The sequence below is a fragment of the Clavibacter michiganensis subsp. tessellarius genome (assembly GCF_021922985.1).
GTDB classification, from domain to species: Bacteria; Actinomycetota; Actinomycetes; order Actinomycetales; family Microbacteriaceae; genus Clavibacter; species Clavibacter tessellarius.
The window spans coordinates 1,546,772-1,558,092 of sequence record NZ_CP040788.1 but is presented as its reverse complement, the minus strand read 5'-3'; the positions used below and the strand labels follow the sequence as shown (position 1 = coordinate 1,558,092).

The following is an 11,321-nucleotide window of genomic DNA, read 5'->3' as shown; positions in this document are numbered from 1 at the left end:
GCACGCCCCCATGACGATGACCGCCGACGAGGCCCGCGCCTTCCAGGACGAGTTCGCCGCGCTCGTGCGCAACGTGGAGCAGGTGCTGCTCGGGAAGTCGCACGTGGTGCGGCTCGCGTTCACGGCGATGGTGACGGGCGGGCATCTCCTGCTCGAGGACGTGCCCGGCACCGGCAAGACGTCGCTCGCGCGCGCCATGGCGCAGACCGTCGACGGCACGCACAGCCGCGTGCAGTTCACGCCCGACGTGCTGCCGGGCGACATCACGGGCGTCAGCGTCTACGACCAGCGCACGGGCGAGTTCGAGTTCCACCGCGGGCCCGTGTTCGCGAGCATCGTGCTGGCCGACGAGATCAACCGCGCGAGCCCCAAGACCCAGTCCGCGCTCCTCGAGGTGATGGAGGAGGGCCGCGTCACGGTCGACGGCACGCCCCACGACGTGGGCGACCCGTTCATGGTCATCGCGACCCAGAACCCGATCGAGCAGGCGGGCACCTACGCGCTGCCCGAGGCGCAGCTCGACCGGTTCCTGCTGCGCACCTCCATCGGGTACCCGGACCACGAGTCGATGCTCAGGATCCTGCAGGGCGCCTCGGTCAGCGCCCACGACGTGACGCTCGCGCCCGTCGCCACGGCCGCGTCCGTGCGCGCGCTGCAGGGGCGCGCGGGCACCGTGCACGTGGATCCCGCGGTCGCCGACTACGTGGTGCGCCTCGTCGACGCCACGCGCCAGGCGCCCGAGGTGCGGCTCGGCGCGAGCGTGCGCGGCGCCCTCGCCCTCCTGCGCGCCGCCCGCACCTGGGCCGCGGCGGACGGCCGGCACTACGTGGTGCCCGACGACGTGAAGGCCCTCGCCGAGCCCGTGCTCGCGCACCGCCTGCTGCTGGATCCCGAGGCCGAGTTCGACGGGGTCACGGCCACGAGCGTGCTGTCGCAGATCCTCATCGAGACCGCGCCGCCGCGGGACCGGTACGCGGGGGCGCCGTTCGCGGGCGACGCGGGCGCGGACGCCTCGGGCGGCGCCGGCTCGGGCGGTGCCGGCTCGGGCGGCGCTCCCGGCCTGGGCGGCGCCGGCGCGCGCCACGCGGGATGAGCGCGGTCGCCGACGCCGGCGGCCCCGCCGGCGCGGCTCCCGGGGGCGGACCCGACCCCATGCGGGTCCCCGCCGGTCCCGCGGCCGGCGCGCCGCCGACGCCCGCCGCCTCCCCGTCCACCTCGGCGGGGGACGACCCGCAGGCCGTCGCCGCGCCGCCCCGGAACGCGCTCCGGCGGCTCGTCGGCGTCGTCACGCCGCTCGGTCGCGTCGTCGCGCTCGCGGCCGTGGCGGCGGGCGCCGCCGGGTACGCGCTCGGCTGGCGCGAGCTCGTCGCCGTCGCGTGGACGGCCGTCGCGCTCGGGGTGCTCGCGGTGCTGCACCTCGTCGGATCCGCGGGCGTCGAGGTCGCGCTGCGCCTCCCGCGCGACCGCGTCGTCGCGGGGGAGCGCGCGCCCGCCACGGTCTCCGTGCGGAACCCGCTGCGCCGCCGTGCCGTGGGCCTCACGGTCGAGGTGCCCGTGGGATCCGGCCTCGCCGAGATCCACGTCCCCTCCCTCGGCCACGGCCACGCGCACGAGGACGTCTTCGTCGTGCCCACCGTGCGCCGCGGCGTCATCTCCCTCGGCCCCGCGCGCATCGTGCGCGGCGACCCGCTCGGGCTCGTCCGCCGCGAGTCCACGGAGGCCCGCGCGACCCGCCTCCTCGTGCACCCGCGCACCCTCGCCATGCCGAGCACCAGCACGGGCTTCGTGCGCGACCTCGAGGGCCGGGCGACGCGCGACCTCACCGACAGCGACGTGTCCTTCCAATCGCTGCGCGAGTACGTGCCGGGCGACGAGATGCGGCACATCCACTGGCGGTCGACCGCGAAGACCGGCGTGCACATGGTGCGGCGGTTCGAGGAGACGCGGCGGAGCCACATCATGGTCGCGCTGTCGCTGCACGCGGCGGACTACGGGGCCGGGGACCCGGAGCGGGAGGCGACCGGCGCGGGCACGGCCTCGGATCCGGTCGCGGCCGGCCCCGCGGGCGGCACGACCGTGGCCGCCGGGCGCGCGGACGGCGCGCTCGCCGTATCCACCGCCGACGCCGAGTTCGAGCTGGCCGTGAGCGTCGTCGGATCCCTCGGCGCGCGCGCCATCGTCGACGCCCGCTCGGTGTCGGTGGTCGCGAGCGCGGACCGCGGGGCCGGGGGCGGATCCGGGGGCGGCTCCGGGCGCGCGCGGGCGGGCCGCGCGCCCGCCGCGCCGACGGCGACCGGGGCCGTCCGCGATGTGCCGGGACCGCGCCCGCGCCCGCGCCCGGCCGGACCCCGCCCGCCGCGCCTCCGCCGCCTCGCGACCGTCACGCCCACGCGCCTCCTCGACGACCTGGCGGAGATCCGCGCGACCGACCTCGCGGCGTCCCTCGTCGAGGTCGCGCGCGCCGCGGCGGACGAGGTCGCGGGCGTCTCCGTCGTCTTCCTCGTCTGCGGCACGGGAGCGTCGTCCGCGTCGATCCGTCACGCCGCCGTGGGCTTCCCGCCCGGCGTGCAGGTGGTCGCCGTCGTGTGCGATCCCGAGGCCGAGCCCGGCCTCCGACGCCTCGGCGACCTCACGGTGCTCACCATCGGCTACCTCGACGACCTGCGCGGCGCCCTGCAGCGGAGCGGGTCGTGAGCGGGGCCGGGCCCGCCGCCGGCTCCCGCCGCCCCCGCGTCCCCGCCGGATCCCGCGACCCCGGCCGCACCCTCGTCCCCGTGCTCGCGCTCGCCCTCCTCACGGGCCTCGGCGCGGCCGCCTTCTGGCCCGTGCACCAGGACGCGTCGTTCCTGCGGATGGCCGGGATCACGATCGTCGTCGGCGCCGCCGCCGCCGTCGCGGGCGCGCGCCTCCGCTGGGGGAGCGCGGTGGTCGCGGGCGTCGTCCTGGCGCTGTTCCTCCTCCTCGGCGTCCCGCTCGCGGTGCCCACGCGCGCCGTCGACGGCTGGCGCCCCACGCTCGACGGGCTCGCGGACCTCGTGGAGGGCGCGTCCCTCGGGATCGTGCGGCTCCTCACGATCGCGCTGCCGGTCGGCGACTACCAGGCGCTCCTCGTGCCGGCCTTCGCGCTCCTGCTGCTCGCCGCGGTCATCGGCCCCACCGTGGCGCTGCGCTCCCGTCGTCCCGAGCTCGCGGTGATCCCCTCGCTCGTCGTCCTCGTCGTGGGCGCCGCGCTCGGCCCCGACCGCAGCCAGGGCCCGGACGCGCCCGACGCCTCGGGCCTCCTCGTCCCGGTCGCGCTCGCCTGGCTCGCGACGGCCCTGCTCTGGATCGCCCGCTGCCGCTGGCGCCGCCGGCACCGCGCCGTGCAGCGCCTTGGTCGCGGATCCGGCGTGCCGCTCGAGTCGGCCGCCGACCGCCGCCGCTCGGGCACGCGCGCCGGGGCGTCGGCCGTGGCCGTGCTCGGCGTCGCGCTCGTCGCGGGCGTCGCCGCCGCGCACGCCCTGCCGCCCGAGGTCGCGCGCACGGGCCTCCGCTCCGCCGTCGAGCAGCCCTTCGACCCGCGCGACCAGATCAGCCCCCTCTCCGCGTTCCGCACCTACTGGAAGGAGCCGGCCGTCGACGCGACGCTACTCACGGTGTCCGGCCTGCCCGCGGGCGGGCGGATCCGGCTGGCCGCGCTCGACACGTACGACGGCGTCGTCTACGGGGTCGGCGGCGCGCGCGGCGGCGACGCGTCTCGCACCGGCCAGGCGTCCGGCACCTTCGCGCGCGTGCCGTACCGGCTCGACCAGTGGGGCGCGACGGGCGACGACGTCGCGCTCGACGTCGTCATCGGCTCGTACCGCGGCGTGTGGCTGCCGGGCGCGGGCCGACTCGAGCGCATCGGCTTCGACGGCCCGGGCTCCGGCCGCCTCGCCGACTCCTTCTACTACGACGACGCGATCGCCACGGGCGCCGTCGTCGGCGGGCTCGCGGAGGGCGACGCGTACCGGATCGAGGCGGTCGTCCCCGCGACCCCGCCGCTCGAGGCCCTCGCCGACGAGCGGCCGGGCGACGCCGTGGCCCCGCGGCCGACGGGCGTGCCCGACGCGGTGGGCGAGCGCGTCGACGCGTCCACCGCGGCGCCGGACGGGTCCACCGCGGGCGGCGCGGACGCGGGCGTCGGCACCTCCTCGTCCCCGGGCGCCCAGCTCGTCGCCGCGATCTCCGCCCTCCGCGCCGACGGCTACGTCAGCCACGGCGTCGGCGACGCGCCCTTCAGCCGCTCGGGGCACTCCGCCGAGCGCATCGCCGATCTCCTCACCGCGCAGCCGATGCTCGGCGACGCGGAGCAGTACGCGGTCGCGGCAGCGCTCCTCGCCGACGACCTCGGCTTCCCGGTGCGCGTCGTCCTGGGCTTCGCGCCCGGCGAGGCGGCCGTGCGGGAGGCGGCGGGCGGGCCCGTGGCGGTCACCGGATCCGACGTCACGGCCTGGATCGAGGTCGACACGGCGTCCTCCGGCTGGGTCGCGGTGGATCCGAACCCGCCCGTCCGCGACGTGCCCGACGCCCTGCCCGACGAGCCGACCGAGGTCGCGCGCCCGCAGACCGTCCTGCCGCCGCCCGTCGAGGAGCAGGCCGAGCCCGACGACCGCACGCCGCCGGACACGAGCCGCGACGACCGGCCGGAGGCGGATCCGACGCTCCAGGCCGTGCTCGCCGCCGTGCGGGTCGCGGGCTGGTCGCTCCTCGCGCTGGGGCTCGCGGCCTCGCCGTTCCTCGCGATAGTGGGCGCCAAGGTCCGTCGGCGTCGGCGACGGCGGCGCGCGCCCGTCGCGCGGGACCGCGTGGCCGGCGCCTGGGACGAGTTCCGCGACGGCGCGCTCGACCGCGGGCTGGTGCCGCCCGTCGCCGCGACGCGCCGCGAGGTCGCCCGGCTGGCGGGCGTGGGCGGCGCGCGCGGCCTCGCGGAGGTCGCGGACGAGTCCGTCTTCGCGCCCGGCGAGGTGCCCGATCCGCTCGCCGACGCCGCCTGGCGCCGCGCGGACGAGCTGGCGACGCGGATGGACGCCGGACGCACCCGGCGGCAGCGGCTGCGCGCGCTCGTCTCGACGGCGTCGCTGCGGATCGGGCGGGGCGTGGCGCGCGAGGGGCGCGGGGTGCTCGGGCGTCGCGGGTCGGGCGGGCGTCGTGGGTCGGGCGGTGCGGGAGGCACGCGCTCGGAGCGCTGACGGCGGGCGGGCGGTCGGGCGGGCGTCGCGCCCTCCCCAGGCGGGTCCCGGCGGATCCCTCCACGTCGTCGTCCCCGCCGCCCGCGGGCGTCGCCCCGCCGTGGTGCCCTGTCCGCGTGGACATCGCCCCGCCGCCCTCGCCGCCGCCCGCCCCGCCGCCCCCGTTCCCGGTGCTCGGCGTGGCGGCTCCCCTCGTCGTCAGCGTCGCGGTGTGGGCCGTCACCCGGTCGCCCTATGCCCTGCTGTTCGCCGCCCTCGGCCCCGTCGTCGCGGTCGCGGGCGTGGCCGACCAGCGCATCTCCGGGCGGCGCACGCGGCGCCGGGCCGCCCGCGAGCGCGCCGTCGCCCTCCTGCGGCTGCGGGAGGAGGTGGCGGCGCGCCTCTGCGCCGCGCGCCGGTCGCTCCTCGCCCGGGCGCCGTCCGCCCGCGACATCCTCGACGGGCGGGCGAACCCCGCCCTGCTGTGGCGGGCCCAGCCGGGTCCCGACGGGCCCGCGCCGCCGCTCGTCGTCGGATCCGGAGCGGTCCCGAGCGGCCTCGTCTGGCGGGGCGAGGCGCATGCCGCGCTCCCCGCCGAGCCGCTCCCGGGCGCCCGCGGGCTCGCTCCCGCGCGCCTGGTGGCCCGTCTCCGCGGGTCCGGCCCGCGCCCGGTCGGGCGGTCGGCTCCCGCGGATCCGGTGCGTTGGGCGGAGCACGTCCGCTGGATCCCCGACGCGCCCGTCCTCGCCTCCTCCGCGGGCGGGCTCGGCCTCCGCGGCCCCGCCGCCCTCGTCGCCCCCGTGCTCCGTGGCGCGATCGTGCAGCTGGTGCACGCCCTGCCGCCGGACGACCTCCGCATCGACGGGCGGCCGCCGGGCGCGGAGTGGGCGTGGCTCGACCGCCTGCCGCACTCCTCCCGCGACGCTCCCGGCGTCCCCGCCCCCGTCCTCGCGCCCGCCCGTCGGGGTCCGGACGAGGATGCCGTCGCCATGCACCTGACACTCCGCGGCCGCCCCGTCGTCCTGGCGGCCGCGTCGCGGGTGGAGTCGCTGCCCGCCGCGTGCCGCACGGTGCTCGACCTGCGCGGCCCCGGCACGGCGCTCCTCCTCGCGGTGGACGCGGCGGCCGAGTTCGGCACAGGGCATCCCGCCGGACCGCCCGCGCCGGCGCCCGATGCGGCGGTCGCGGCACAAGCCGGTGCCGGGGTGCCCGCCCCGGACGGGGACGAGCCGTCTGCCGCATCCGCCGCCGTCGTCCGTGCCGGCCTCGTCCGGCCCGAGCTCGTCTCCCTCTCGGAGGCGTCGCGCTTCGCCGACGAGCTCGCCGCCCTCGCCCGCCGGCGCGGCCTCGACTCGGCCCGGGCACCCCTGCCCGCGCGCGTCCCGTTCGCGGAGGTCGCGACCGCCGTGGGTGCCGCCGCCTCCGGCCTCCCCGCCACGGACCTCACCGTCGCGGACCTCCCCGCCTCCGACCTCACCGCCACGGACCTCCCCGCCACGGACCTCACCCTCGCGGGCCCCGCCGCCGGGTTCCTCGCGTCGTCCCGTCCTCGATCCGGACTCGCGGCCGCCGTCGGCGTCGGGCACGACGGCCCCGTCGTCGTCGACCTCGTGGCGGACGGCCCGCACGCCGTCGTCGCGGGCACGACGGGCAGCGGCAAGAGCGAGCTCCTCGTCACGTGGATGGCCGCGCTCGCGGCCGCGCATCCGCCCGAGGACGTCACGGTCCTCCTCGTCGACTTCAAGGGCGGCGCCGCCTTCGACCCGCTCCTCGTCCTCCCGCACGCCGTGGGGCTGGTCACCGACCTCGACGGCCACGGCGCGCGCCGCGCCCTCGAGAGCCTGCGGGCGGAGATCCGCCACCGCGAGCGCACCCTGCGCCAGGCCGGGGCCCGGGACGTCGACGACCCGCGCGCCGCCGGCGTCCTGCCCCGGCTCGTCATCGTCGTCGACGAGCTGGCCGCGCTCCTCGCCGACCAGGACGGCCTGCACGAGGTGGTCTCCGACATCGCGGCCCGCGGCCGGTCGCTCGGCATGCACCTCGTCCTGTGCACGCAGCGCCCGGCCGGCGTCGTCCGCGACGCCGTCCTCGCCAACTGCGACCTCCGCCTGTCGCTCCGCGTCAACAACGAGGCCGACAGCCGCGCGCTCCTCGGCGTGCCCGACGCGGCGCACCTTCCCGCCGTCCCGGTCGGCCGCTGCCTCCTGGGCGCCCACGGCGGACCCGCGCGCCCCTTCCAGGTCGCCGTCACCACGGCCGACGACCTCGCGCGCATCGCCGCCGAGCGCATGCCGCGGCGGCCCGTCCGCCGTCCGTGGCTGGACCCGCTCCCCGCGGCCGTCCCGCTCGCCGCGCTCGCGGGCCTCCCGCCGCTCGGGTCGGCGCCGTCCGCATCGCCGTCCGCATCCCCGTCCGCATCGCCTTCCACGTCCCCGTCGGCATCGCCGTCCGCATCCCCGTCCACGGACGACGGCCGTGCCGTGGCCCTGCCGTTCGCGCTCGTCGACCTGCCCGCCGAGCAGCGCCGCGCGGTCGCGACGTGGCGGCCCGCGACCGACGGGCACCTGCTCGTCCTCGGCGGGCCGGGGTCCGGACGCAGCTCCTGCCTGGGCGCGCTCGCGGCGTCGGCCGGGGCCGGAGGTGTCCGCGTGCGACGCATCCCGAGCGATCCCGAGGGGTGCTGGGACGCGTTCGCGGACGTCGTCGCGCGCATCCGCCGGCCGGGCCCGCGGCCGGCGCCGCTGGTCGTGCTCGCCGACGACCTCGACGTCGCCGTCTCCCGCCTCGGACCCGACCACCAGGCGGCCCTCCTCGACCTGGTCGCGGCCCTGGTCCGCGAGGGCCCGCACGCGGGTGTCGCGCTCGCCGCCTCGGGGAGGCGGCCCGGCGGCGCGTTGCAGGCCGTCGGCGCCGCAGCGGGTCCGCCCGTGGTCCTCGCGCTGCCGACGCGCCAGGAGCACGTGCTCGCCGGCGGGGAGTCGTCCCTCTTCGATCCGTCCGCGGCGCCCGGCGCGGGGGAGTGGCGCGGGATGCGGATCCAGGTGGCGCTGCCGCCCGCCGGCCCGTCCTCCGGCGACGGCCCGTCCTCCGGCGACGATGCGGACGTGCCCACGGCGTCCGCGTCCGCGTCCGCGGATCCCGCTCCGCCCCTGGTGCTCGAGGTCGGCCCCGTGCACGCGCTCGTCGCCTCCGCCCCGGCCGAGGCGACCGCGCGGCTCCGGGCGGAGGGCGTGGACGCCGTCGAGCTCCTCGACCTGCCGCTCGGGTGGTCGGCGGATCAGCGGGACACGGCGCCCGGGATCCGGGCGCCCGCGGACGCCCCGCGCGTCGTCGTCGGCGATCCCGACGCTTGGCTCGTCCGCGGTGCCCTGCTGGCGGACATCCGGCGGGCCGGCAGCGTGGTGCTCGAGGGCTGCGCGGCCCGCGACGTCCGCACGCTCCTGCGCGTCCGCCAGGTGCCGCCGCCGCTCGCGCCTGTCCCCGGTCGGGTCTGGTTGGTGACGCCGGACGGCGCGGTCGAGCGCCGGTCCTGGCGCCGCGCCCCGGCGCCCGAGCCGCCCGGGTCAGCGGCGCGGCCCGAGCCGCCGGCACCGCCCGCGTCGGCCCCCGCCGATGCCGCGGTCAGCCGATGAGCGTCGGCGAGACCCGGATCGCGCCGACGGGCACGCCGCCGCCGAGCACCACGAGGTCGAGGTCGGGGCGCACGCGCTCCACGTCGTCCCGCGTGATCGCGCCGGCCTCGGCGAGCAGCTCGAGCGCCACGATGGTGGACGCCCGCAGGCTGCCGTCGAGGGTCTTCGAGGCGACGGTCGTGCCGTCGGGGGCGGTCATGATCATGATCCCCTCGGCCCCGCCCTTCGCGAACAGCCCCAGCTGCTCGATGACGACGGTGTTCGCGCGACCCGGCCCGTCGATGGCCCAGCCCTGGGCGCGCACGGCCGCGGTGAGCGCGGCCGCGTGCCGGTACAGCGCGAACGGCGAGCCCGGCGCGGAGGTCGCGATGCGGTGGATCCCGCGCGCGAGCGCCGTGAGCGACATCGCGTGCACGGGCGCACCGCAGCCGTCCACGCCCGTCGTCGCTATGCGCTCGCCCGTGAAGCGCTCGACCACGTCGCGGATCCGCACCTGCAGGGGGTGGTCCGGGTGCAGGTAGTCCTCGGTCGACCAGCCGTTGGTCACGCAGGCGAGCAGCATCGCGGCGTGCTTGCCGGAGCAGTTCATGTAGACCGGCGACGCGGGGATCCCCGCGCGCACGAGCTCGTCGCGCGCGGCACGGTCGAGCGGCCAGTCCGCGGGGCAGCGGAGGGCGGACTCGTCGAGCCCGGCCTTCGCGAGGATCCCGCGCACCACCTCCACGTGCCGCGCGGTCGCCGCGTGGCTCGCCGTGGCGAGCACGTGCTCCTCCTCGGTCAGCTCCGCGCCGCTCGCGAGCACCGCGAGCGCCTGGAACGGCTTCATGCTCGAGCGCGGGAAGACGGGCGTGGAGACGTCCCCGACCTCGCGCAGCACCTCGCCCTCGCCCGACAGCACGACGGCCGCGCCGACGTGGCGCGACTCCACGAAGCCGCTGCGGTCGAGCACCGCGAGCTCCACGGCGCCCTGGACGGGGATCGTCTCGACGGTCGCCGACATCAGAGCGCCCGGAACGCGTCGGCGAGCACGCCGAGCGCGTCGTCGAGCAGCTCCTCGGAGATCGCGAGGCTGGGGAGGAAGCGCAGAACGTTCCCGTACGTGCCGGCCGTGAGGATGATCACGCCGTGCGCGTGGCAGTGCGCGGCGATGGCCGCGACCGCGTCGGCGTTCGGCTCCTTCGTGGTGGATCCGGTGCCCGGCTGCACGAGCTCGATGGCGATCATCGCCCCGATGCCGCGCACGTCGCCGATGATGTCGTGCTCCGCCTGCAGCTCCGTGAGCGCGCGGTGCAGGTGCTCGCCGATGCGCGTCGCCTCCGCGAGCAGGTCGTGCGCCTCGATCGCCTCGAAGACCGCGACGGCCGCCGCGGCCGCGACGGGGTTGCCGCCGAACGTGCCGCCGAGCCCGCCGGGGAGGGCGGAGTCCATGATCTCGGCGCGGCCGGTCACGCCCGCGAGCGGCAGGCCGCCCGCGATGCCCTTGGCCGTGAGCACGAGGTCCGGCACGAGGCCGAGGTGCTCGCTCGCGAAGAACCGGCCGGTGCGCGCGAGGCCCGACTGGATCTCGTCGGCGATGAAGACCACGCCGTTCGCCGTGCACCACTCCTGCAGCGCGGGGAGGAAGCCGTCGGCGGGCACCATGAAGCCGCCCTCGCCCTGGATGGGCTCGGCCACGACGCACGCGAGGTCGGTCGCGCCGATGCGCTTCTCGAGGTACGAGATCGTGCGGGCCGCGGCCTCGGCGCCGGAGAGGCCGTCGTGATAGGGGTACGAGCTCGGCGCGTGGTAGACGTCGCCGGCGAAGGGCCCGAAGCCCGTGCCGTAGGGCGAGGCCTTGTAGTTCATGGCCATCGTGAGGTTGGTGCGGCCGTGATAGCCGTGGTCGAGCACCGCGACCGCGCGGCGGCCCGTGTGCTTGCGCGCGATCTTCACGCCGTTCTCCACGGCCTCCGCGCCCGAGTTCACGAGCACCGTGCGCTTCTCGTGCGTGCCGGGCGTGTGCTCCGCGAGCAGCTCCGCCACGCGCACGTACTCCTCGTACGGCGTCACGGTGAAGAGGGTGTGGATCACGTCGCCGAGCTGCGCGGTGGCGGCGTCCACGACCTCCTGGCGCGTGTGGCCCACCGTGGTCACGCCGATGCCGGCGCCCAGGTCGATGAACCGGTTGCCGTCCACGTCCTCCACGATCGCGCCGTGCGCGCGCGCGACGTACACCGGCAGCAGCGACGAGACGCCGGGCGGCACGACGCGCTTCCGGCGCTCGTTCAGCTCGCGGGAGAGCGGCCCCGGGATCTCCGTCACGATGCGTCGCTCCTGCGGCACCTGCGGGCGGGCGGCGGCCGCGGTCGCGGGCGCGGCGGGGGAGTCGGAGGCGGAGCCGGCAGGAGTGCCGACGAGGGCGGAGTCCAGGGTGTCTGTCATGATCCGGCGAGCCTACCCGCGCGGGGGCCCGGATCCGAGAGGGCCCGCAGCCCGGATCCGGGAGGCCCCGCGGCCCGGC

The 11,321-nt window shown here is 78.4% G+C and carries 6 protein-coding genes; 4 read left to right on the top strand and 2 right to left on the bottom strand.

Translation table 11 applies throughout. The features are described 5' to 3' along the window. The first annotated feature begins 10 nt into the window (after positions 1-10). From FGG90_RS07115 to FGG90_RS07100, 4 genes are all read left to right on the top strand, one after another. On the top strand, positions 11-1,093 hold the full coding sequence (locus FGG90_RS07115) for an AAA family ATPase (protein ID WP_237583550.1): 1,083 nt from the start codon (positions 11-13) through the stop codon (positions 1,091-1,093). Next, complete coding sequence (locus FGG90_RS07110; RefSeq protein WP_237583549.1) at positions 1,090-2,694, top strand: DUF58 domain-containing protein; 1,605 nt, start codon at positions 1,090-1,092, stop codon at positions 2,692-2,694. Before FGG90_RS07115 ends, FGG90_RS07110 begins: the two co-directional genes overlap by 4 nt. Further along, a complete protein-coding gene (locus tag FGG90_RS07105) occupies positions 2,691-5,210 on the top strand; it encodes a transglutaminaseTgpA domain-containing protein (RefSeq protein WP_094128712.1) in 2,520 nt (839 codons plus the stop codon). The genes FGG90_RS07110 and FGG90_RS07105 overlap by 4 nt, the downstream gene beginning before the upstream one ends. A 116-nt stretch (positions 5,211-5,326) precedes the next feature. Next, complete coding sequence (locus tag FGG90_RS07100) at positions 5,327-8,821, top strand: FtsK/SpoIIIE domain-containing protein (protein ID WP_094128715.1); 3,495 nt, start codon at positions 5,327-5,329, stop codon at positions 8,819-8,821. Here the strand turns inward: FGG90_RS07100 and FGG90_RS07095 are convergent. Beyond that, a complete protein-coding gene (locus tag FGG90_RS07095; protein ID WP_094128718.1) occupies positions 8,811-9,821 on the bottom strand; it encodes an asparaginase in 1,011 nt (336 codons plus the stop codon). The genes FGG90_RS07100 and FGG90_RS07095 overlap by 11 nt on opposite strands. Further along, the gene (gene gabT / locus FGG90_RS07090; RefSeq protein WP_094128721.1) at positions 9,821-11,242 is read right to left on the bottom strand and encodes a 4-aminobutyrate--2-oxoglutarate transaminase; all 1,422 of its coding nucleotides are present in this window, start codon (positions 11,240-11,242) and stop codon (positions 9,821-9,823) included. Before gabT ends, FGG90_RS07095 begins: the two co-directional genes overlap by 1 nt. Positions 11,243-11,321: the final 79 nt, after the last annotated feature.

Bases quoted from the DNA above. Each gene is read 5' to 3' on its own strand.
- FGG90_RS07095 (WP_094128718.1), bottom strand. From the start codon at position 9,821: ATGTCGGCGACCGTCGAGACGATCCCCGTCCAGGGCGCCGTGGAGCTC.
- gabT (WP_094128721.1), bottom strand. From the start codon at position 11,242: ATGACAGACACCCTGGACTCCGCCCTCGTCGGCACTCCTGCCGGCTCC.
- FGG90_RS07110 (WP_237583549.1), top strand. From the start codon at position 1,090: ATGAGCGCGGTCGCCGACGCCGGCGGCCCCGCCGGCGCGGCTCCCGGG.
- FGG90_RS07115 (WP_237583550.1), top strand. From the start codon at position 11: ATGACGATGACCGCCGACGAGGCCCGCGCCTTCCAGGACGAGTTCGCC.